The organism is Leyella stercorea, from assembly GCF_021531355.1.
Lineage (GTDB): Bacteria > Bacteroidota > Bacteroidia > Bacteroidales > Bacteroidaceae > Prevotella.
Window position 1 is genome coordinate 31,907 of sequence record NZ_JADYTS010000008.1, and the last position, 23,115, is coordinate 55,021.

Sequence of the window (23,115 nt, forward strand, 5' to 3'; positions counted from 1 at the left end):
ATGAGCAATTATACAAACGAAGCCATAACACTGCTGCAAAAACTCATAAAAACTCCGTCAGTAAATCGCGACGAGAAAGACGCAGCAGACATCATGCAGGGATATATCGAAAGTCTCGGCATGAAGACGTGGCGCGAGGCTAACAACGTTTGGACTATGTCGCCATGGTTTGACGACAACAAGCCTACCCTGCTGCTCAACGCTCATATCGACACCGTAAGACCGGTAAGTTCGTGGACTCGCGACCCGTTTGAGCCAACTATCGAAGACGGCACACTCTACGGATTGGGCAGCAACGACTGTGGAGGCGGACTTGTATCGCTATTGCAAGCAATGCGCATACTGTGTGAGCATGAACAACGATACAATATAGTATATCTTGCATCGGCTGAAGAAGAAGTATCGGGCAAGGACGGCATAAGCCGCGCCATACCACTGTTGCCACACATCGACGTGGCCATCGTAGGCGAACCTACCGGCATGCAACCAGCTATAGCCGAAAAGGGCCTGATGGTGCTCGACATCACAGCACACGGCAAGAGCGGACATGCAGCACGTGGCGAAGGCATCAATGCCCTGTATGCTGCGCTCGACGACCTTGTGTGGATTCGCGACTATAAATTCGAACGTGTAAGCCCACTACTCGGCCCTACCATAATGAACGCCACAGTCATAAATGCAGGCACACAGCACAATGTAGTGCCTGACGAATGCCATATAATTGTCGACGTGCGCACAAACGAACTCTATACCAACGAAGAGGTGTGCGAGTTTGTAGCCAAGAACATACATAGCGACTGCAAGGCACGGTCGTACCGCCTGCACTCGTCGCACATCCCTACCGATCATCCGCTCGTAAAGCGTCTGACCGACATGGACAAGACTCCGTTCGGGTCGCCAACACTGAGCGACCAGGCACTCATGCCATGGCCGTCGCTGAAACTTGGTCCAGGAGACTCGGCACGATCGCACTCAGCCAATGAATATATACGCATTGACGAGATTAACGATGCAATAAACACGTATGTAAAACTACTCGATAGAAAAGATATCTGAATTCCAATAATATAAAATCCCGCAATCTATTATGCTGAATAATTTCAAGATAGACAACGAAAGCAAAAGTGGACAGTGCAAGAAAGGCATACTCAACTATTTCGTTGCTAACGGCAACTCTACTATACAGGAGTTGGCCAAAGAAGTAAATCTTAGCGTACCCACCGTTACCAAAGCGTTGGGCGAACTGCTCAATGTGGGATACATCAACGAGTATGGCAAGCAGGAAACCGGTGAGGGACGCCATCCTACGCTATACGGACTGAATCCTGACTCGGGCTATTTTGTTGGCGTTGAGATAAAGGAAGGATTTGTCAACCTTGGAATGATAAACTTCAGAGGCGACCTCGTGGATATCGAGAACGACAAGCCATGCCGCATCGACAACACTATGGAGTCGATTGAGGAACTGTGCGAACTCGTAAAGCTGTTTATCGACAAGTCGGGGGTTAACAAGGACAAGGTACTCAACGTACTGTTCAGCATTGCCGGACGTGTCAACGCCAAGAGCGGATACAGCCACACAATATACAACTTCACCGAACAGCCACTGACAACGCTCTTCTCCGAAAAGCTTAATTATCCGACAAGCATCGAGAACGACACACGTGCCTATGCCTTTGGAGAATATATGGTAGGCAATGTCAATGGTGAACGAGATGTACTCTTCGTCAATGCAAGTTGGGGATTAGGACTCGGCATTATCATCAATGGCGAACTGTACACAGGTCGCTCAGGATTCGCTGGCGAGATAGGACACATGCACTTGTACAACAACGAGATACTGTGCCACTGCGGCAAGAAGGGATGTCTTGAAACCGAGGCTTCGGGACGAGCTCTCTACCGTATAGTGAAAGAGCGCATTAAGGCAGGCGAATCGTCGTCATTGACCCAAACCAAAGGCAACGACTTCACTCTCGAAGACATCATCGATGCCGTCAATGCCGAAGACCCACTGTGCATTGACGTTGTGGAAAGAATAGGATACGCAATAGGCGAAACCGTAGCCAACCTCATCAATGTATTCAATCCCGAACTGGTGGTAATAGGCGGTATACTGGCACGTACCGGCATTTTCCTTCAGCAGGCTGTCAATGCGTCGGTGCGCAAGTACACACTCAACCTTGTCAACAAGGACACCCGCCTATGCCTGTCAAAACTCAACGAACGCGGAGGCATAATAGGAGCATGCCTGCTGGCACGAAAAATAGTGCTGGGATAAAGAGCCGACGAAAAATGCCGCCGACGATAATATCAAAATAACATGGAAGATTTCATTCACCTACACGTACATACATATTACTCCATTCTCGACGGACAGTCGCCCGTACAGAAACTTGTGGACAAAGCGGTAGCCAACGGCATGCGCGGCATGGCCATAACCGACCACGGCAATATGTTCGGAGTGAAGGAATTGTTCAACTATTGCAACAAGATAAACGGCAAGCTGAAGGACGAGGGCAAAGAACCCTTCAAGCCGATATTCGGATGCGAGATGTATGTGGCTCACCGACGCAAATGCGACCGCGAGAAAGAACGCGGCGACATGGGCGGCTACCACCTCATCGTGCTCGCAAAGAACTATAACGGCTACAAAAACCTCATCAAGCTGGTGTCACGTGCATGGGTGGATGGATATTATATGCGTCCTCGTACCGACCGCGAGGACTTGGAGCGATATCACGAAGACCTTATCGTGTGCTCGGCCTGTATAGCCGGCGAAGTGCCAGCCAAGATTCTTAAAGGCGACATAAAAGGAGCACGCGAGGCTATTGAGTGGTATAAGCGCGTGTTTGGCGACGACTATTATCTGGAACTTCAACGTCACGAGGTGAAGGACCCGCATCAACGTGCCAACCGCGAGACTTTCCCACTACAGCAGCGCGCCAACAAAGAATTGATTGAACTGTCGAAGGAGTATGGCATAAAGCTTGTTTGCACCAACGACTGCCACTTTGTCGATCAGGACAATGCCGAAGCCCACGACCACCTGCTGTGTCTGGCTACCGGCAAAGACCTTGACGACCCCAACCGTATGCTCTACTCCAAGCAGGAGTGGTTCAAGACGCGCGAAGAGATGAACGACATCTTCGCCGATGTGCCCGAAGCACTTTCCAATACACTTGAAATATTGGACAAGGTGGAGTTCTACTCCATCGACCATGCGCCCATTATGCCTTTCTTCCCCATTCCTGCCGAATTCGGTAGCGAGGAAGAAACGCGTAAACGCATCACACCCGAAGAGCTGTTCCGCGAGTTTACAACCGACGAGAACGGCAACGAAATCATGTCGCACGAAGAAGCCGAGAAGAAAATCAAGAAACTTGGCGGACTGGATAAGCTCTATCGTATCAAGTTTGAAGCCGACTATCTGGCAAAACTCGCCTACGACGGTGCCAAGAAGTTGTATGGCGACCCGATACCCGACGAAGTTTACGAGCGTGTGAAATTCGAATTGCACATTATGAAGACCATGGGCTTCCCCGGCTACTTCCTTATCGTGCAGGATTTCATCAACTCTGCACGTGACGAACTTGGCGTTATGGTAGGTCCTGGACGTGGTTCAGCAGCCGGATCGGTTGTTGCCTATTGCTTGGGTATTACCAAGATTGACCCAATCAAGTACGACCTGCTTTTCGAACGATTCCTTAACCCCGACCGTATTTCCCTCCCCGATATCGATACCGACTTCGACGACGACGGACGAGGCAAGGTGCTTGAATGGGTTGAGGACAAATACGGACACGACAAGGTTGCACACATCATCACCTACGGTACCATGGCCACGAAAAACTCTATCAAGGACGTGGCACGTGTGGAGAAATTGCCGCTCGATATAAGCAACCGCCTGTGCAAAGCCATTCCAGACAAGCTGCCAGATGGACTGAAGATGAATCTGCCCAACGCAATCAAGTGCGTACCAGAGCTGCGCGAAGCCGAAGCAAGCGCCAATCCTCAGATGGCAAACACCATCAAATACGCCAAGATGCTTGAGGGAACGGTGCGCGGAACGGGTATTCATGCCTGCGGAACGATTATATGTCGCGACGCAATTTCGGATTGGGTGCCAGTGTCAACAGCCGAAGACAAGTCCGACCCAGGCCACAAACTTCTTGCTACACAATACGACGGACACGTCATTGAGGAAACAGGTCTCATCAAGATGGACTTCCTCGGACTCTCCACACTGTCAATTATGAAGGAGACAGTGGAGAATATCCGACTGACACACGGCATCACCGTCGACCTGGACACGATTCCTATCGACGACGAACTAACATACAAACTCTATCAGGAGGGCCGCACAATCGGTACGTTCCAGTTTGAGTCGGCAGGTATGCAGAAGTATCTGCGCGAGCTGAAGCCTACGGTTTTCGAGGACCTCATCGCCATGAATGCCCTCTACCGCCCGGGACCTATGGACTACATCCCGTCGTTCATCGCCCGTAAGAACGGTAAAGAGGAGATTAAGTACGACATCCCCTGCATGGAGAAGTACCTCAAGGACACCTACGGCATTACTGTCTATCAGGAGCAGGTGATGCTCCTCTCGCGCCAGCTTGCCAACTTCACCCGAGGCGAATCAGACGCCCTGCGTAAGGCAATGGGTAAGAAGAAGAAGGCAATCGTTGACGCAATGAAGCCTAAGTTCATCGAAGGCGGTCAGAAGAACGGTCATGACCCTAAGGTACTCGAGAAGATTTGGGCCGACTGGGAGAAGTTCGCATCATACGCATTCAACAAGTCGCACGCCACATGCTACTCATGGGTGGCATATCAGACGGCTTACCTCAAGGCGCACTACCCTGCCGAATTCATGGCAGGCAACATGAGCCGATGCATCAACGACATCACGAAGATTACGAAGCTCATGTCGGAATGTCAGGCAATGGGAATACCATGTCTCGGACCAGACGTAAACGAGAGTCAGCGAAAGTTCTCAGCCAACAAGAAGGGCGAGGTACGCTTCGGACTGTCGGCAATCAAGGGTATGGGCGATGCAGCAGCTGTCAACATCATAGCCGAACGCGAAAAGAACGGACCATATAAAGATATATTCGACTTTGTACAAAGAGTCAACCTCTCAGCTGTAAACCGTAAGGCACTTGAATCGCTTGCTCTGAGCGGCGGATTTGACTCATTCGGCATCAAGCGCGAGCAATACTTCGCCCAGAACGTCAAGGGCGACACCTTTATAGAGACCATTCTGCGCTACGGCCAGGTGTATCAGACCGAGCAATCGTCGATGCAGAACTCGCTGTTCGGCGATATGGGTGGCATAGAGATAACCACTCCGCCAGTGCCAAATTGCGAACCTTGGAGCACAATGGAGCTGCTCAAGAAGGAGCGCGAACTCGTTGGCATATACCTGTCAGCACATCCGCTCGACGACTATGCCGTAGTGCTCAACCATATGTGCAACCTCAAGTGTCCGCAGGTGGGACGAGAAATGGACAAGAAAGACCTTGCCCGATATGAAGAACTCACGTTCGGAGGCATCGTTACAGCCGTGTCATCACGCTGGACCAAGACCAACAAACCCTTCGGAATAGTGACAATCGAAGACTTTGAGGGCGCAGGCGAAATAGCATTGTTCGGCGAAGAGTGGACAAAATGGCAGAGTATGCTGCAGGAGGAATATCCTGTGTACATCACGGCAAAGTGTCAGCAACGTTTCCGCAACAATCCCGATGCCTACGACTTGGTAATAAAGAAGATAGAGTTCCTGAGCGACGTGAAGGACAAGTCGATAGACAAGCTCACTATCTACATCGACTCCACAATATTCAAGGATGCCAGTATCACTGACCTACAGACTATGTTGCAAAACAATAAAGGCCAGGTGCCGCTCTACTTCAACATTCACGACTCTGAGCACAACACCAACATCGAGATGTACAGCAGCAAAGTGACGGTCGATGTCAACAAGCGTCTGCTCAACTTCCTTGACGACATGGACAAGCAGTCGGGCGAATTGCACAGCGTGCGCTACGCCATCAATTAGCCGAAGGCAAGATGCAAGAAATAGCCAAAGATATTTGGCACAGACTTTGATATTAATTATTCATTAACACCAATATTAAAATCAAAAGACAATGGAAGTAAAGATTACAACCGAGAACATTGAGCAGTACAAGAGCGGCGAACTGCCGTTGGTAGTTGACCTTTGGGCTACATGGTGCGGACCATGCCGTATGATTGCCCCTATCGTTTCTAAGCTCGCTGAGGAATACGATGGCAAGATTGTAGTAGGCAAGTGCGATGTTGAGGAGAACGACGACGTAGCTGCTGAATACCGCGTACGTAACATTCCTACTCTGCTGTTCTTCAAGGGCGGCGAACTCGTAGGCAAGCACGTAGGTGCCATCACCGAGGGCGACCTTAAGGCAAAGTTCGACGAGCTTCTGTAAGCTATAACGAACTATATTACATCCCTAAAAAAGGTGTGCTATTCAGTTATAGCACACCTTTTTTTTGTATATTTAGCATTAAAGCAAACGCGCCCGAAACCGTTTGGTTTCGGGCGCGTCTTTTTTTATATTTGGGCTTTAAGCCGCAATATTATTAGTCGAGCTGAGCGAGCTTGCCGTCAGAACCGAGCACGTCAATGATCTTGTGCTTGTACATCTGCTCCATGAGATCGCGAGCAGGACCGCAGTACTTACGTGGGTCGAACTCACCTGGTTTGTCATGGAATACCTTGCGAACAGCAGCTGTGAATGCCAGACGAGAGTCAGAGTCGATGTTGATCTTGCAAACTGCAGAAGCAGAAGCCTTGCGGAGCTGCTCCTCAGGAATACCAACAGCGTCAGGCAACTTGCCACCGTACTCGTTGATCATGTCAACATACTCCTGTGGTACAGAAGAAGAACCGTGGAGAACGATTGGGAATCCAGGGAGCTTCTGCATGATCTCGTCGAGAACATCGAATGCCAATGGAGGAGGAACGAGCTTGCCAGTCTTCGGGTCGCGTGTGCACTGCTCCGGAGTGAACTTGTAAGCACCGTGTGAAGTACCGATAGAGATAGCCAATGAGTCAACACCAGTGCGGCTTGTGAAGTCGATAACCTCCTCAGGCTTTGTATAGTGGCATACGTCTGAAGAAACCTCATCCTCTACACCAGCCAATACACCGAGCTCACCCTCTACAGTTACGTCGAACTGATGAGCGTACTCTACAACCTTCTTTGTAAGAGCGATGTTCTCCTCGTAAGGAAGAGCAGAACCGTCGATCATTACTGAAGAGAAGCCAAGGTCTACACAGCTCTTGCAAAGCTCGAAGCTGTCACCGTGGTCAAGGTGAAGAACAATCTCAGGATGCTTGCAGCCAAGCTCCTTAGCGTACTCTACAGCACCCTCAGCCATGTAGCGGAGAAGAGTCTCGTTAGCATAGTTGCGTGCACCCTTAGATACCTGGAGGATAACCGGCGACTTCAGCTCTGAAGAAGCCTTGATGATAGCCTGAAGCTGCTCGAGGTTGTTGAAGTTGAATGCAGGGATTGCATAACCACCCTTGATGGCTCTTGCGAACATATCACGTGTGTTCACCAAGCCCAATTCTTTGTAGTTTACCATAATTGTTTATTTGTTTTATAAAAAACGTGTAATCTTTTTACATCTGCAAAGTTAACATTTTAATTTGTCACGACAAAGCATCGAAACGTTTTTTTATGTTTCCTTTACCTTACTGTATCATTACTTTCTGATTTTGTAATATTTACTTTACAAAAGTATTAGTATGCTAACCGTCCGTACGGCATACGCCTGACTTTGTACAGCCGGACAACACAATATTAACAAGCAATGTGCGTTATGATTATATAATAATGTATATGGCAATAAGTATGGATATCGTATGCTCTACCGACTGCTGCTACGTCATGCAGACCGGAATAATGCTCACCTCGCTGTTCGAGAACAACCGCGAGGCTGACATTCGTGTGCATGTGCTGCACAACGGCATCGACAGCAACAGCATCACGCTGATTGAGCGAATAGCAAGCGATTACGGGCAGAAGATAACGTTCTGCCATGTTGACGAGACTCTTTTCAGCGCCTTTCCAATAGGCCGTGACGGGCAGAACACTCATGTTGGCACGTCGTATGCTACATACTATCGGCTCTTACTAAGCGAGCTGCTGCCTGACGACATCAACCGTGTATTGTATCTCGACGGCGACATAATCGTCACGGACAGCCTCAACGAATTGTGGGCTACCGACATGCACGACAAGGCAATAGCAGCCGTGCCCGACAGCTATAACAACAAGATCGAGCATTACAACCGTCTGCATTATCCGCAGCCAATGGGCTACTTCAACGCCGGAGTGCTACTCATCAACCTGGATTATTGGCGTGACAACAATGTGGCTGATGCCTTCTGCCAATACGCTTCAGCACGCCCCGACTCTCTATATTGCCACGACCAGGACATTCTGAACTACGTTTTCCGTGACTGCAAGATTGTGCTGCCCTTAAGATACAACATGCTCAACGAGTATTGGTTTGACATACGCCACTCAGTTGTGTCATGGGAGTTTGAAAGTCAAATGCTTTACGGCCAGCAACATCCCGCTATCATACACTTCACGGGGCTGCCTAAGCCATGGTTCAGCAACTGCCGTCATCCTATGAAGCCTGAATTTGAACACTACCGTGCCATGACACCGTGGCGTGATGTAAAAGAGCGGAAATGGTGGACACTAAAATATTGTTTAGAGAAAATGGCTGTAATAACTGTTGTGGCACTCGGAATGCGCCCGCAAGAATACATTGACGAAAACAAATACATAAGACTATGAAGATATTGTTGGTAGGCGAGTCGAGCATGTTGCACAACACACTTAAGAAAGGACTCACTGAACGGGGCCATAATGTCACTCTGATGTCCGACGGCAACGACTGGCACGACTCACCGCGCGACATCGACCTGCGCCGTAATATGCGTTGGGGCAAATTGAGCGGACTGAAAGTGCTATGGAACATTTTCTACAATATATCTAAAGTTTGCGGCAACGATATTGTACAACTACACAACTACACATTTGTGCCATTATTAGGCGGATGGAACAGAATCATGTTCTGGTTCTTGAAGCTCACCAACAGACGCATAATAAAAGGTTGTTTCGCCGACGACCCGTTTCTGTTCGAGCGACAAGCGGCAGGAGTTCCAGCCTATTCCGATACCTATTGGAACAATAAGCCACAGAATATGGAAGCCAACCGACAACGCATATTCGAGCACACACGCCCGCAATTCATACGTTGCTGGCACGATGTGGCATACAATTCAGACGCTCTTGTGGCTTGCCTGTACGAGTATTGGCTCTGTTACAATACGCCACAGTTTACCAAACGGCTGCATTACATTCCGCTACCGATGGAGATTCCTCACGAGTCAAGCGCAAGAATCAAGGGAATGGGGCGCACTATAAAAGTACTTGTAGGCATACAGCCCAAGCGCGACTACCTGAAGGGTGCCAAGCGCATAGCCTCTTTCGTAGAATCTGTAGCCCTACGCCACCCAGGCAAAATAGAGATTAAGTATGTCGAGGGCGTGCCTTATGATGAATATATGCACATGCTCGACGAGGCAGACGTGCTTGTCGACCAGCTATACAGCTACACTCCCTCTATGAACTCGCTCGCAGCAATGGCCCGAGGCACAGTTGTCATAGGTGGAGGTGAAGACGATTATTACAATTTTATAGGCGAATCCAAAATGCGCCCAATAATAAATGTACGCCCCGACATCAGCGACAGCGAGAACGAAGCAGCCATTGAGTGTGCCTTCTTCACCAAAGGAAAGCTTCAACAGATGTCGCGCCAGAGCATTGAATTCACAAGAAAACACCACGACTACCGCCGTGTGGCAGAGCAGTACGAAAGACTGTACCGCTCGTTATAACATCTACTGTCATTTACGTATGAAAGACAAAGTGCTGAATACAATAAAGAGCATCAAATTCTTTAATTGCTGGTCTCTTTTTTATGCCGTAATATTGCTTATTGCTGCAATATATAATTATGTGTATAATTTTCAGTATTATTGTTTTTCTGATGTATTCATCAACTATCAAGGTGGTTTTGTACGCCGTGGTTTAATGGGCGAAATGCTGTATCGGCTGCACGGATTAGGTTTCAATCCGCTGCATACAGCATTGCTGGTATGCCTTGTCGCCTATTTGACGATAGTAATGTTTATGGTGAACGGATTCAAGCGCAGGGGCTATTTATTAGGATTGTTATGCGTATCGTTCTTGGTAGGAGGAGTAGGAATATTCGGAATATGCATTTTCCGTCGTGATTTCATCGAACTGTGCATTCTGCTTATAATTGTAAAGTCGTGGACAAAAATGGATTTTCGGCTTTGGCTGGTGCTTGCCAATGCACTTACCGTAATTGCAATATTATCACATGAACCTTATGCATTCTACGGTCTGCCGATAGTTTCGCTATTGACATTCTTGAAAACAAACAAAATAACCAGGTCATTGCTTTGTTGGCTCCCATCGTTTGCAGCCTTCTTGCTATGTCTGAAATATTCGGGCAATGCCGAAGTGTATGCAGCCATAATGCATAGCATAAAACCTTATGCCGACTATCCCAGCGTCATTGAGTTTTTCACCCTTGACAACATAAGTGTAATGCGCATGCATCTACATTACAACTTCTTTGCTGTCCTCAACCATTTGCCTACAATAATCGGCGGCATCGGTAGTATATTGGTTACGCTTTATTATGGAGCCAACGCCACATCGCAATATACTAATTCGTGCGTCTCGCCGCAAGAAAGTACCAACTATTTTGCACTACTGTCATTCTTGATGTTGTGTCAAATACCGATGTTTACGGTTCTTTCGACTGATTTCACCCGAACCTGTGTATATGCATCCATATCTGCTTATATAGTATTCTTCTGTCTGGATACAGAATCGTGTACGAAGCTGCTGCCGCTGTGGTATCGCAATATGTCAGAAAGAGTTCTAACAACAATGAACCGCATAGTTCCACCAACTCGGTTAAAGATTTTAGCTATAGTGCTTTTTATCGGTACTGTTGAACATACTGGTCAAAGCACTCTTGGACTTTTCCGAGATTCCGAATTCGGCAATACATTTATGGTGTTATACAAGATGGTGCGTTTGTTGATTGCAGGCTGCTAATGAGTTTCACCCATTTGCATATTATATTATCCTTTGCATATTTCTGTGCAACAATACGGGCGTTATTGCCATATTCCTGACGTAGTTTTTCCGAATCCATCATTTCAAGAATGGCATTTACCATAGCCTCCTTATCACCCTGCCGAACAAGTATTCCGTTAAATCGACTTGTCACTATGTCAGAAGCACCATATATATAGTCGGTCACAACAGATGGTAATGCGCATGCTTGAGCTTCAATAAGCGCAATGCCTTGACCTTCATAACGCGAAGGCATGACATGCAGGCTGTAGTGTGGATATACATCCATTATATTCTCATTGCGTCCACACAGCTTAACATCATCTTGCAGCTCCAATCGGTTTATTTGTAATTGCAGTTCAGCACGCATCGTTCCCTCTCCATATATGTCAAGATGCCAGTTGGGATGCTCTTTTTTTAATTCCTTCCAACAGTCAATGAGTATGTCAAATCCTTTAACCCATTCCAATCGTCCTACAGCTATTGCTTTTCTAACGGAATAATCCTTTACACTATACAATGGTTCGTCTATAAAATTAGGAATTACTTCAACTCGACGAGCTATCTTATATTCATTCGCATCCCCATCTGTCAAGCACACTATAGCATCGGCTTTCAGCTCTGTAAAGAAGAAGAAGTGGTTGAAAGGAGTAAATCGTCTTGCCGTATGCGACTCATATACCTTATACGCTTTCGTGCGACACCATGGCAATAGCAATGCTCCAAGTGTTGTAGTGAAGAATATTATGTCAGGATTTACCAGACTGACAACCCTATTTAAACGCCTTATTGCAATAATAAATATAGACAAACGGCTATAAAATGTTGTAAACTTACCTTTCTCTTTATTAGCAAAAGGCACGTCAAGCGAAATGAATTTTACATTTTCATTTATTGAATATTGAATTTTTCTACTGTCACGGTATACAGAAACTATCGTTACATCATGGTTGTATTGTGAAGAAAATATGTTCGCTTTTTGCGAAACGATACGTTCTACACCACCATTTTCAGCAAAGTCTTCTACAATATACAATAGTTTCATTGCACCAACCAGTTATATTTATTATTAAAACACATGCCTAACTGCTAATCGCAATAGACCACGTATTGTATTAAATCTGATTAAAATTCTTCTTACTATAGAGTATCCACTGCCCTTACCGTTGTACGACACGACATTATCATGTCTGCGAAACTTCACGAGCTGATGTCTTACGAATGTAACAGAATAATAGAATGCTGCAACATTGCCAATCCATATATCATGCATAGGAATTTCATTCGGAAACGGTAATGCTCTTTCTAATACTTTACGCTTGAATGCCATACAGCAACCGGAATAGCCATTATGACATAACAGATTGTACAGCCTGCCATGTTTTACATTAAGCATATTGTACATTGACGTATTCATGACGTTAAGTTTCTCGTCGGTTACAATAGCATCACTCACCACGCAATCGCTCTTTTCCAATGCTTTCATACACACCTTCACCTTATCTGTAGTCCAAACATCGTCCTGATCGGCAAGAAATATAACTTCTCCTTTAGCATGATGCAGCGCATTCTCGAAGTTGAGCGTAGGCGAATTACGATGCGGCCCATCTACAACACGGATGCGATTGTCGGCAAAGCCACGCACCACTCGTAATGTATCATCAGTTGATCCGTCATCACTCACTATCACCTCGTCTTCGCTTGAGAGTTGCGGCAGAATGGAAGCAAGTTGCTCGCCGATGTATTTTTCACCGTTATAGGTGGCTATACACACTGTTGTCATGTCACTTTCTATTATTAACGACAAGTTCGTACAACTGTCTATGTTTCTGCGCAACAACTTCAAGGATAACTCCACAGAAGAAAGTCAGCAAGGAAGCCATAAACATAAAGCCGCTGACAATTAGTGTCGGAAACCTCGGGACCAGTCCTGTGTGAAGATACTCTGCAAACACTGGAACAAACAAAGCTATTGCCGCCAAAAGCATTATAGCACTTAATATACTGAAAAACAAGAACGGTTTGTAGTCACGAAACATTCTAAACACGGTACCAATTACCTTTATGCCATCAGTAAATGTGTTAAGTTTGGAAACACTACCCATAGAGCGGTTACGATAAGCAACTGGTATTTCCTCTATTACATAGTTCTTGTCAAGAGCATGCATTGTCATTTCTGTTTCTATTTCAAATCCTCGTGACACGATAGGCATATTCTTGGCAAACTGAAAACTCATGGCTCGATAACCAGTCATTATATCATGTAAGTTCGAATGGAATATTTGATTTACAAGAAAGAGCACCAATCGATTGCCGGTGTTATGAAACATACGCTTGTTTTCTTTATAATATGTACTCGTCAACCGGTCGCCGACAACCAAGTCTGCCCCCTTTTCAACAAGACAACACATCTGCCTGGCATGTTCAGCAGGATATGTATCATCCCCATCAACCAACAGATAGCAGTCAGCATCAATATCGCGCAACATCCTTCTTACCACATTACCCTTTCCTTGTCGGCACTCATGACACACAATGGCACCAACACGGCATGCCTCTTCAACAGTATTGTCAGTAGAATTATTGTCATATACATACACATTACTATCTGGCAAAGCCGTACGGAAGTCTTCGACAACTTTAGCAATCGTCCGTCCTTCGTTATAACATGGTATAAGCACAGCTATTTTCATAATCGTTGAAGTTCTTTGTTATTCTCTTGAAACTTTAAAAACAACAGCATTACGCACCACAGCGTCAATATCCAATCACGCCAAGTGAAGAATATGTGTTGTATGGAATGGTTCTTTAGCACGACAAACCAAAGCAATGGCATCAATGCCACAAATGCTATACATGATTCACGCTGCAACAAACACCTATACTTATATATCATTAATATTACCGCCAACACTATTGCAAGCAATACAAGCAACAATACATAAGGACTGACCATTGCCTCTATTTTGCCAATAACAATATCAAAGAATCTTGTCATTGGCATTTCTTCTCCTCCAAAGAAGATGTTATCTCCTACTCTTATCTTTACTGCATCCATAGCATCGCTAATGACATCCATGCCCGTTACGCCACATGTGACAATCCATTTGGTCACCCACAATGAAGCATATCCTAACAACCAGAATACACTATAGCTTATAGCAGTCTGCAATTTCGTATCCTTATATTTCAGACACAATGCAACGACTGGCAATCCAAGCGTCAAGATTGGTGTCGTCAGCAAATCCATAAATGAACATACTGCTCCTATCAGAAAGAAAACAAGTATGCGATCTTTCGCAGTTTCTGTAAATCGTGACCCCATAAGGAACAAGCAAATCGCCCCAAATGCTATATAGTAACATGTGCTGAACTGCAATGCCATTGGCACAATCATAAAATTGCTTATCAATAACGTCACAGCAAAGGTCAACGCAAATTTAGCCCCTACTTCACGATACAACAAGAACACCGTAAACATTGCCAGCAATGACAGCAGAATATAATTGATCATTCTTATTTGCCAATAGTTGAACACACAAAGCAATGGACGTAACAACACTGTATATCCATGCCAATAGCGTGCATATGCTCCATACATCATTTTTTCTTTGTTTTTGCCAATAGCGTATTGATAAGTTATCTCATCAATCAGTTTATACGATGTTGTGATATCATCCGACTTTGGCATTGGATGTTCGGCAAGCAAGGCACGATTTACAGCCGAAGGCTGGTTGTCGCATGCACATATGCCAAGCATCAGACAGTCGGTCATATTATCTATCTGAAACAGATACACGCCCATAGGTTTCCACCACAAGTCTTCATTGCTTATCTGTTGAGCAGACACAGCCACATTCTTCTTTATTGTAGAACTAGGCAAACATGCTGAAAGCGTAATCAACAGAGTGAATAATAATGCGAGCAATGCATATAATATTACCGTCTTCTTTAAAAGATTCATAGTCCTTGCTTTTATTTAACAATAGCGATTTTACATACCACTCCTTTACCTCCGTCTGCAGTAGCTGTCTCAACCATATAGATACCACTTGCCACTTTGCGTCCATTCAAATCACATCCATTCCATCGATACATGCCTCCGTTGCTTCTACCTTGATTGATGAGCGCTCCGTTTGACGTTACTATCTTCACATCTGCATTACCACTCAATCCTACAATTGTTATTTGTCCCGAATAATCTGGGGTTACTGGATTAGGATATGCATATACATTGTCCTTATCCATGGCCTCAACAGGTTCTGTAGCATCGCTTGCATACGAACACAATCCATTGTCTGTAGCAAAATACACGACATTTGAATTAGGATCAACCAATACGTCGAGCACTACATTTGACAACAATGGGGAGTTGTCGGTAGTAAAATGATGAACCAATTCATTGCAATCATCACTTACAAGAAACACTCCAGATGACGTTCCTATCCATTTTCGGTTAGCACCATCAATTGCTATGCATCGAGTCACAATATCAGACAGCAGGTAATCGGCAAGGTTGGTACCGTCATTACGCGCCACTTTATGCTGAGTGAATATACCCGTTTGCAAATCGGATGGAGTTATATACAACGGACCGGAAGATGTAGCCATCCATATATTGCCATTCCTATCTTCTGCAATCTGGTTTATCCATATAGGTGTTATACTCGCATTGTCTTCATTGACATATGTGGGACCGAAGTGATAGACAAGTTGCTGCTTCTGTGTATCGTATCCGTACAATTGTGTAACTTGGTAATAGTTGTTGACAAACCACAAAATGCTGGAGTTGCTACCAAAGAACTGACTTACAAGAGAATTGTCATAGAGATTGTTTATATCTTCCGATACCTGCAAAGCAGTCCAAACATTGTCTCGGCTGATACTCCACACGCAGTTTTCAACCGAAGAATTAAACACTAACAATGTTCCATCTTTGTCGTATTTGACTCCTGAAGCTATAATATAGTTGTCATTGTCAACACATGACTGCAAAGGACTGTTGCCACGATTGTAGCATTTTACAAATCTTCCATCCTGATATTCATATACACCAGTTTTCGCACCTACCATCACATGACCTTCTTTCATCGGATCAAAGTCCATACAAAGAAAATCCTGATTACTATGGCTCTGCGGTGGGACCGACTCAAACTCATTCCATTTTTCACCATCCCACACATGTACTTCATCTTTGAAGCCACCTTCGAATTCCTGCGAATATCTTCCCCCTACACTATACAGCTTTCCCCCGTGCATATACAGGCGGTAGAAATGGTTGGAGGCGGGACCGTCGGGCAGCACTCCCTCGGTCTTGTATGTACGTGTGCCGTCAGCGGCAAGGGTATAGCAAGCCAATAGTCCGGCATCGTTGCGTGTCCACCAGAGTCCGGTGGAGGCATCGCGCACGTTCAGCCGGTCGTCGGTGGAGGCAGTATATCCACCCACACGCTGCCATCGGTTCTTGTCGAGGAGGTTGTCGGTGAGCAGTCCGCGCCATGTGCCTTGTGCTTTCGACACCGCATACAGATAGCCATCCTTGACATATGAATGGTCAACGGCAAAACCCAACTGGTATGTATCGGCAATGACACCCTTCTTGGCATCAAGCTTCATCACCCCAACCCCAATCGACATGTAGGCAAATTGACGGTCGATATAGATATGATTGATGGCTTTGTCGCTCACGGTTTCGGACATATAGAGTCCGGGCACATTAGTGATGTCGCCTGCAGTAGACACAAGGTCGATGTTGCCGTCGCTGTATGCCACAACGAGGCGCTTTGCCTGCTGCGACCATGCTATATGGTTGATTTCAATGCCTGCCAATCCTGTGGTCTTATTGAAGACTGTCATCTCGCCTGTTGCATTGTTGTAGGCGAACAGACTGCCCGAAGCGAGTCCGAAGCACACGTCACCGGCTGGCGATATCTCTGTCAGGTTGGCGTAGCTGGGATACACCTGCCATGTGCCCACAGCCGAGGCGAAGGCATGAAACACGGTTGATATATATATAAATAATATTAATAAGATTTTGCGCATTGTCGGTTGTCTTTATATATTATAAACTCTAAAAAGACTTATTTATTGCCTTAGAGGACTGCCTTTGTATTTATAGTTTCGCAAAAAATTCCTAACTTTGCATCATAAATGACTAAAACAAACAATAAATAAACCATAATGAACAAGAAACATCTATTTTCTATGCTTATTGCGCTGGCGTTGTGCGTCACCGCTATGGGCCGCCACTACGAACCTGTAGACTATGTGAGCACACTTGTCGGAACACAGTCGTCGTATGCTATTTCTACCGGCAATACCTATCCTGCCGTTTGTATGCCGTGGGGCATGAACTTCTGGACTCCGCAAACCGGAAAGATGGGCGACGGATGGACCTACACCTATACTGCCGACAAGCTGCGCGGATTCAAGCAGACTCATCAGCCAAGCCCGTGGATCAACGACTACGGCCAGTTCACCATCATGCCCGAGACGGGCGAGACTCCAATATTCGACGAGGAGAAGCGTGCTTCGTGGTTCTCACACAAGGCAGAGGTGGCTACACCTTATTATTATCGTGCATATCTGGCAGACTACGACGTGGTGACCGAGCTTGCTCCGACAGAGCGCGCTGCCATCATGCGCATCACCTTCCCCGAGAACAAGAGCTATGTTGTAGTTGACGCTTTCGACAAGGGTTCGTATGTCAAGATCATGCCGAAGGAGCGCATGATTGTGGGATATACTACAAAGAATTCGGGTGGCGTACCGCAGAACTTCAAGAACTATTTTGTGATGAAGTTTGACAAGGACTTCACCTATACCGCCGCCGTTGCCGACGGACATATCAATACGGCTGACATTAAGGCTGAATGCAACCATGCCGGCGGCATCGTGGGCTTCAAGACTATCCGTGGCGAGCAGGTGAACGTGCGCATTGCGTCGTCGTTCATCTCTGAGGAGCAGGCTATTGAGAACCTGAAGGAGCTTGGCTCTGACTCGTTCGACGAAGTAAAGGCACGCGGACGCAATACATGGAACGACATTCTGGGTCGTATCGAGGTGAAATCGGACGACATCGACCATCTGCGCACATTCTATTCGTGCCTGTATCGTTCGGTACTGTTCCCACGCTCGTTCTACGAGAAGAACGCCAAGGGCGAAATCGTACACTACAGTCCGTACAACGGCGAGGTGTTGCCGGGATATATGTTCACCGATACGGGCTTCTGGGACACCTTCCGCTGCCTCTTCCCTCTGCTCAACGTGATGTATCCGTCGATGAACGAGAAGATGCAGGCTGGTCTGGTCAATGCCTATAAGGAGAGTGGATTTCTGCCTGAATGGGCTTCGCCGGGCCATCGGGGCTGCATGGTGGGCAACAATTCGGCTTCGATAGTGGCTGATGCCTATCTGTGCGGACTCAAGAACTACGATGCCGAGACTCTGTGGAAGGCTGTAGTGCATGGTGCCAGTGCCGTACATCCTACGGTCAGCTCTACCGGCCGACTTGGTTATGAGTATTACAACAAGTTGGGTTATGTGCCGTACGACGTGAAGATTAACGAGAACGTGGCGCGTACGCTTGAATATGCCTACGACGACTGGTGCATATACGAGTTCGGCAAGGCGCTGGGCAAGTCGAAGAAGGAGCTGGAACCGTTCCGCAAGCGCGCCTTCAACTATCGCAACGTGTTCGACAGCGAGAGCAAACTGATGCGCGGCAGACTGAAGAACGGCAAGTTCCAGAGTCCTTTCTCGCCGCTTAAGTGGGGCGACGCCTTCACCGAGGGCAACGCATGGCACTATACATGGTCGGTATTCCACGACCCTGCTGGCCTCATCCAACTGATGGGTGGCAAGCAGACATTCAACAACATGCTCGACTCGGTGTTCAATGTTCCGCCACTCTTCGACGACTCTTACTACGGCAGCGTTATACACGAGATACGCGAGATGCAGATTATGAATATGGGCAACTACGCCCACGGCAACCAGCCCATCCAGCACATGATTTATCTGTATGGCTATTCTGGTCAGCCCTGGAAGACGCAGTACTGGATTCGCCAGACCATGCAGCGCATGTACAACGCCAATCCCGACGGCTATTGCGGCGACGAGGACAACGGTCAGACTTCGGCATGGTACGTATTCTCGGCTATGGGCTTCTATCCTGTATGTCCGGGAGCTGGCGAATATGTGCTCGGAGCACCTTATTTCGACGAGATGACACTGCATTTGGAGAATGGTTGCACAGTCAGCATCAAGGCCAATGGCAACACCGACGACAATTGCTATGTCAACACTCTTACACTCAACGGTCAGCCCTACTCCAAGAACTACATCAAGCGTACTGATCTCATGCAGGGTGCACAGTTCGTCTACACCATGTCGCCTACTCCCAACTACAGTCGCGGCACTGCCGAGAGCGACGCTCCCTACTCGTTCTCGAAGATTAAGTAAATGGGACTGTCCGCAATTTGAACCCTCAACATTCAAAAGAAATTCTTTTGCACTTCATACGTTGCACGTTTGCACTTCAAATGTAGTCCTTTTGCACTTCAAAAGGACTACATTATTTTATGTAATACACTGGAATGAATAAGGCACAAAAAAAGTGCGTTCAACTCGTATATGCAACTACGATTGAACGCACTTTATTTGTTTTATCTGAAAATAGAACGAGTCTATTTCGAAAGGTCTATATGTAAAATCTCGCTTTTCCTTACTTGCGAACCTTAGCGTAACGGCTCATGAACTTGTCTACGCGACCGGCTGTATCGACGAGCTTGCTCTTACCAGTATAGAACGGGTGAGATGTGCTTGAGATTTCGACTTTTACCACCGGGTAAGTTTCGCCTTCAAATTCTACTGTCTCTGTAGTCTTGCATGTAGACTTTGTAAGGAACATATCGCCGTTGGACATATCCTTAAATACGACGGGGCGATAGTTTTCTGGATGAATTCCCTTCTTCATTTTGATTTTATTGTTATATTGTTAATAAAAAATTCGCTTAATATAAGCATTAGCGGCTGCAAAGGTACGAGTTTTTTTGCTCACTGCCAAATTTTATCGAAATTTCTTTGCAGTTTACTTTCAAGTGTCTCAGCTATTTAGAAGCTGTACGTGATATTCAGCATGCCGCTTGTACCGAATGCGTAAAACTTGCGCGGGTTCTTTGCGAAGTTATACAGCGATGCTCCGCTTGCATCTGTGTTGGGCTGACGCACGTCGTAGTTGCTCTCGTAGCCGCCAGTGCAGATGTTGCGGTTGTTGGTGAGGTTGGTTATGCTGAGGTTGATGTCGAGCAGTCCGCCCATCACACGTGCGGTGCGTCCTATTGAGCAGTTGAGCATAAATCCGCCCTTACCCTTTGCCTGGTCGAGGCTCTCACCGTCAGCTATCTGCTGCAGACGGTTGTACGTAGAGTAGTCGAGATAGATGCGGTCATAGTAGTTGCAATCTACGCCTACAGTCCATCCGCGCTGATGATAGTTGACACCGAGGCTTGCCGCTGTGAGCGGAGTGCCAGCCTCGTGCATGTCCTTGCTGAGCAGTACGTCGTCGTTGTATGTGCCGTGGCATGCAAACATGTAGCGCGAGAGGGCATTGTCGGTTGTCTGTGCCTCGCTTATGGTGCCTACCAGCTTCATGTCGAGAGTCTTGCAGATGTCAAACTTCAGTCCTGCCTCGAGTCCGTAATACTTCTTCTTGAGTCCGGTTATTGAGTTGTACACCAGTTCGTTGGTATTGTCCATGTAGAAGCTCTGCCAGTCGGAAGCGTCCTTCACGTACGAGTAGTAGCCGTTAATGTTGGCATGCAGCCACGAGCCGTTGTACATATAGCCCACCTCGGTGCTGAATAGCTTCTCGTTCTTCAGATTGACAGCGATTTCGTTGTTCACCTCAGGCGAAGCAAATACAGCTGCAGCCTGTGGTGCGCGCTGCTCATAGCCCATACCGAATGTCAGCGTATGTCCGCATCCCATATCGAGTGACGATCCGAACTTCAGTCCGCCATCGAAGAAGTCCTTTGTACGGCTCTTGCCGAATGAGTTGTCGGCAGCCATACCGTTGCGCATCTTGCCGTCGCGCTGCATCGACTGATAGCCCATGCGTGCCGAGAGACTGTAGTGCAAGGGTCCGAAATCTTCAATATATGCGCCCCACACCTTAGCCTTGTTCATCAGTATGTTGTAGTCGTAGCCCATACGGTCGCCCTTACCCAATACGGCATCACGGTTGTTGAGGTCGTATTGCACCTTGTCCGAAGCAGCCGGATAATGAGCTATGGCATACGTATTTACGTTGTGCATCTGAGTGGCACCAAGCAGACTGTTTATAGTCTGATAGTGCATGCCCTTGTTTGTGGCTAAGTTGAATCCGGCGCGCAAGCTGCTCTTGTTCGTAAGGCGCCTGTCGAGAGTAGAGGCTATCGACACGTTGAGGTTGTCGTTGTGGCGTGCCTCAAGCCAGTACATGGCATCGGTGCCCTGTGTTGCCACCTGCTCGTTAAACCAGTACATGCGCTCCCAGTCAAGCTGTCGGTTTGACTTATCGGCAGCCCACTCCGTGCATGCCTTCTCCCATCGTGCCTTGGCATCGGCAGTATTGGCAGGGTCAGACGGGTTCCACACGTTATATATCGAGCTTGGCATCTTCAGCCATGAGTCGGCATAAGGATTCTCACCGTTGTAGTTCAATCGGGTGCAGCGATACCAAGCATATTGTCCCTGAAGCGACGTGCTCAGTCGTGTCTTTTCATTGATGTTCCAGTCCCATGTCAGCAATGCTGTAGGCGCAAAGTCGCGCACAACACGCGAACTACGCTTCTTGTCGTTGTAGTATCCCCAATACGGATTGTACTGATGGTCGTCCGAGAGTTGGAAAGCCTCATCTGTAGATGCGCCATATTGAGCACGCTTAGAGGGGCTGCCCCATGTGGCGAAAGCCAATGAGTGAGTGTCGCCCCACATCTTCTGCACGCTGAGATAGTACGATAGCGACTTCAGCGGTGTGCCGTCTACATATCCCTGCTTAGCCCATCGGTAAGACAATGTACCTGCAAATGCCCATCCGTTGGCGCTCAGTCCCGAGGCATACGAGTAGGCTCCGCCCATAGTATAGTTGCGGTTGGCACCGGTCCATTCTATATGGTGGCCACGTTTCATGCCGGCTGCGCGGAAGTTGTAGTTGTTCGATCCGCCCAAAGCCGTCATTCCATAGCCGAACGATTCGAAAGGCAGCGACGAGTCGAAGTACAGTCCTTGAAGTCCTATGCCGCCTATGGTAGGATAGCGGAATTGTCCTGTCTCAACGTTGTTCATCAGTACGCCGTTGATGTACACCTCGTTGTACATAGGATTGTAAGCACGGAATCGCAGATGGGTCGGTGCGAAGCGATAGCTCACTTCCGATGCGAACACGTTACGTTTAGAATTGACCATCGTAACGCCTTGTGGCATGTCGGCATTCTGTCCGAGTTGCTGCTCGGCAAAGGTATAGGCTGCCTCCACATCAAGTTTGCCGTGCTGACCAATCGAGTCGGTATAGGTCTGTGCCCAAGCAGGAGCGCAGCACATAGCCAACAGTGCTATATTTAGTTTCTTTTGCATGTTTGTTTTATTCAGTTTGTTTTTATTGTCCTTACAAAGTAAGGCATTATATTCCAATTGCGAAAATAATTCGGTCGATATTTACCTTCCGTTCGACTTATCCCCTTTGTTTTCCGTCATTTAGAACAATTAGCGGAGCTGCCCCATTCAAAATTCAAAATCCAAAATCGCAGGCACAGCAGCCCAATTCAAAATTCAAAATTCAAAATCGCAGGCACAGTCGAGAATAATTCAAAATTGAACAATTCAAAATCGC

At 47.0% G+C, this 23,115-nt stretch carries 16 protein-coding genes; 8 read left to right on the top strand and 8 right to left on the bottom strand.

The window, feature by feature from the left end:
- The 4 genes from I6E38_RS03785 (at nucleotide 1) to trxA (ending at nucleotide 6,467) form a co-directional block, all read left to right on the top strand.
- The gene (locus I6E38_RS03785) at nucleotides 1–1,056 is read left to right on the top strand and encodes a M20 family metallo-hydrolase (RefSeq protein WP_369681290.1); all 1,056 of its coding nucleotides are present in this window, start codon (nucleotides 1–3) and stop codon (nucleotides 1,054–1,056) included.
- A gap of 31 nt (nucleotides 1,057–1,087) precedes the next feature.
- Nucleotides 1,088–2,278, top strand: coding sequence for an ROK family transcriptional regulator (locus I6E38_RS03790; RefSeq protein ID WP_235392759.1), 1,191 nt, complete (start codon nucleotides 1,088–1,090; stop codon nucleotides 2,276–2,278).
- A gap of 42 nt (nucleotides 2,279–2,320) precedes the next feature.
- On the top strand, nucleotides 2,321–6,061 hold the full coding sequence (gene dnaE / locus I6E38_RS03795) for a DNA polymerase III subunit alpha (protein WP_235392760.1): 3,741 nt from the start codon (nucleotides 2,321–2,323) through the stop codon (nucleotides 6,059–6,061).
- A 91-nt stretch (nucleotides 6,062–6,152) separates the two neighbouring features.
- Nucleotides 6,153–6,467 carry a thioredoxin gene (gene trxA / locus I6E38_RS03800; RefSeq protein WP_235392761.1) on the top strand — a complete coding sequence of 105 codons (315 nt, stop codon included), beginning with the start codon at nucleotides 6,153–6,155 and terminating at the stop codon, nucleotides 6,465–6,467.
- Nucleotides 6,468–6,621: 154 nt separating this feature from the next.
- Here trxA and I6E38_RS03805 read toward each other — a convergent pair whose 3' ends face one another.
- On the bottom strand, nucleotides 6,622–7,632 hold the full coding sequence (locus tag I6E38_RS03805) for a class II fructose-bisphosphate aldolase (RefSeq protein WP_235392762.1): 1,011 nt from the start codon (nucleotides 7,630–7,632) through the stop codon (nucleotides 6,622–6,624).
- A gap of 269 nt (nucleotides 7,633–7,901) precedes the next feature.
- Between I6E38_RS03805 and I6E38_RS03810 the strand changes: the two genes are divergently transcribed.
- From I6E38_RS03810 to I6E38_RS03820, 3 genes are all read left to right on the top strand, one after another.
- A complete protein-coding gene (locus I6E38_RS03810; protein ID WP_235392763.1) occupies nucleotides 7,902–8,858 on the top strand; it encodes a glycosyltransferase family 8 protein in 957 nt (318 codons plus the stop codon).
- On the top strand, nucleotides 8,855–9,964 hold the full coding sequence (locus I6E38_RS03815; RefSeq protein WP_235392764.1) for a glycosyltransferase family protein: 1,110 nt from the start codon (nucleotides 8,855–8,857) through the stop codon (nucleotides 9,962–9,964). Before I6E38_RS03810 ends, I6E38_RS03815 begins: the two co-directional genes overlap by 4 nt.
- Before the next feature lie 121 nt (nucleotides 9,965–10,085).
- Nucleotides 10,086–11,222, top strand: a complete 1,137-nt coding sequence (locus tag I6E38_RS03820; protein WP_235392765.1) for a hypothetical protein — start codon at nucleotides 10,086–10,088, stop codon at nucleotides 11,220–11,222.
- Here I6E38_RS03820 and I6E38_RS03825 read toward each other — a convergent pair.
- Genes I6E38_RS03825 through porZ form a run of 5 tightly spaced genes read right to left on the bottom strand, consistent with a single transcriptional unit; the run spans nucleotide 11,176 to nucleotide 17,285 of the window.
- On the bottom strand, nucleotides 11,176–12,288 hold the full coding sequence (locus I6E38_RS03825; protein WP_235392766.1) for a glycosyltransferase family 4 protein: 1,113 nt from the start codon (nucleotides 12,286–12,288) through the stop codon (nucleotides 11,176–11,178). The genes I6E38_RS03820 and I6E38_RS03825 overlap by 47 nt on opposite strands.
- A 24-nt stretch (nucleotides 12,289–12,312) precedes the next feature.
- Nucleotides 12,313–13,026 (bottom strand): glycosyltransferase family 2 protein, encoded by a 714-nt coding sequence (locus tag I6E38_RS03830; protein ID WP_235392767.1) that lies wholly within the window; start codon nucleotides 13,024–13,026, stop codon nucleotides 12,313–12,315.
- Between the two features lies 1 nt (nucleotide 13,027).
- Nucleotides 13,028–13,936 carry a glycosyltransferase family 2 protein gene (locus I6E38_RS03835; protein WP_235392768.1) on the bottom strand — a complete coding sequence of 303 codons (909 nt, stop codon included), beginning with the start codon at nucleotides 13,934–13,936 and terminating at the stop codon, nucleotides 13,028–13,030.
- Complete coding sequence (locus I6E38_RS03840) at nucleotides 13,933–15,207, bottom strand: hypothetical protein (RefSeq protein ID WP_235392769.1); 1,275 nt, start codon at nucleotides 15,205–15,207, stop codon at nucleotides 13,933–13,935. Before I6E38_RS03840 ends, I6E38_RS03835 begins: the two co-directional genes overlap by 4 nt.
- 11 nt (nucleotides 15,208–15,218) lie before the next feature.
- Complete coding sequence (porZ, locus tag I6E38_RS03845; RefSeq protein WP_235392770.1) at nucleotides 15,219–17,285, bottom strand: type IX secretion system anionic LPS delivery protein PorZ; 2,067 nt, start codon at nucleotides 17,283–17,285, stop codon at nucleotides 15,219–15,221.
- Between the two features lie 138 nt (nucleotides 17,286–17,423).
- Here porZ and I6E38_RS03850 point away from each other — a divergent pair, with 138 nt between their 5' ends.
- Entirely contained in the window at nucleotides 17,424–19,706 is a 2,283-nt protein-coding gene (locus tag I6E38_RS03850; RefSeq protein ID WP_303645738.1) for a GH92 family glycosyl hydrolase, read from the top strand.
- Nucleotides 19,707–19,968: 262 nt separating this feature from the next.
- Here I6E38_RS03850 and I6E38_RS03855 read toward each other — a convergent pair whose 3' ends face one another.
- Together I6E38_RS03855 and I6E38_RS03860 are read right to left on the bottom strand one after the other, a co-directional pair.
- A complete protein-coding gene (locus I6E38_RS03855) occupies nucleotides 19,969–20,220 on the bottom strand; it encodes a type B 50S ribosomal protein L31 (protein ID WP_235392771.1) in 252 nt (83 codons plus the stop codon).
- A gap of 137 nt (nucleotides 20,221–20,357) precedes the next feature.
- Nucleotides 20,358–22,859 carry a TonB-dependent receptor gene (locus I6E38_RS03860; protein WP_235392772.1) on the bottom strand — a complete coding sequence of 834 codons (2,502 nt, stop codon included), beginning with the start codon at nucleotides 22,857–22,859 and terminating at the stop codon, nucleotides 20,358–20,360.
- Between the last annotated feature and the right edge of the window lie 256 nt (nucleotides 22,860–23,115).

Excerpts from the sequence above, each read along its gene's own strand:
- I6E38_RS03785 (WP_369681290.1), top strand. The coding sequence starts at position 1 with ATGAGCAATTATACAAACGAAGCCATAACACTGCTGCAAAAACTCATA.
- I6E38_RS03790 (WP_235392759.1), top strand. The coding sequence starts at position 1,088 with ATGCTGAATAATTTCAAGATAGACAACGAAAGCAAAAGTGGACAGTGC.
- dnaE (WP_235392760.1), top strand. The coding sequence starts at position 2,321 with ATGGAAGATTTCATTCACCTACACGTACATACATATTACTCCATTCTC.
- trxA (WP_235392761.1), top strand. The coding sequence starts at position 6,153 with ATGGAAGTAAAGATTACAACCGAGAACATTGAGCAGTACAAGAGCGGC.
- I6E38_RS03805 (WP_235392762.1), bottom strand. The coding sequence starts at position 7,632 with ATGGTAAACTACAAAGAATTGGGCTTGGTGAACACACGTGATATGTTC.
- I6E38_RS03810 (WP_235392763.1), top strand. The coding sequence starts at position 7,902 with ATGGATATCGTATGCTCTACCGACTGCTGCTACGTCATGCAGACCGGA.
- I6E38_RS03815 (WP_235392764.1), top strand. The coding sequence starts at position 8,855 with ATGAAGATATTGTTGGTAGGCGAGTCGAGCATGTTGCACAACACACTT.
- I6E38_RS03825 (WP_235392766.1), bottom strand. The coding sequence starts at position 12,288 with ATGAAACTATTGTATATTGTAGAAGACTTTGCTGAAAATGGTGGTGTA.
- I6E38_RS03830 (WP_235392767.1), bottom strand. The coding sequence starts at position 13,026 with ATGACAACAGTGTGTATAGCCACCTATAACGGTGAAAAATACATCGGC.
- I6E38_RS03835 (WP_235392768.1), bottom strand. The coding sequence starts at position 13,936 with ATGAAAATAGCTGTGCTTATACCATGTTATAACGAAGGACGGACGATT.
- I6E38_RS03840 (WP_235392769.1), bottom strand. The coding sequence starts at position 15,207 with ATGAATCTTTTAAAGAAGACGGTAATATTATATGCATTGCTCGCATTA.
- porZ (WP_235392770.1), bottom strand. The coding sequence starts at position 17,285 with ATGCGCAAAATCTTATTAATATTATTTATATATATATCAACCGTGTTT.
- I6E38_RS03850 (WP_303645738.1), top strand. The coding sequence starts at position 17,424 with ATGAACAAGAAACATCTATTTTCTATGCTTATTGCGCTGGCGTTGTGC.
- I6E38_RS03855 (WP_235392771.1), bottom strand. The coding sequence starts at position 20,220 with ATGAAGAAGGGAATTCATCCAGAAAACTATCGCCCCGTCGTATTTAAG.
- I6E38_RS03860 (WP_235392772.1), bottom strand. The coding sequence starts at position 22,859 with ATGCAAAAGAAACTAAATATAGCACTGTTGGCTATGTGCTGCGCTCCT.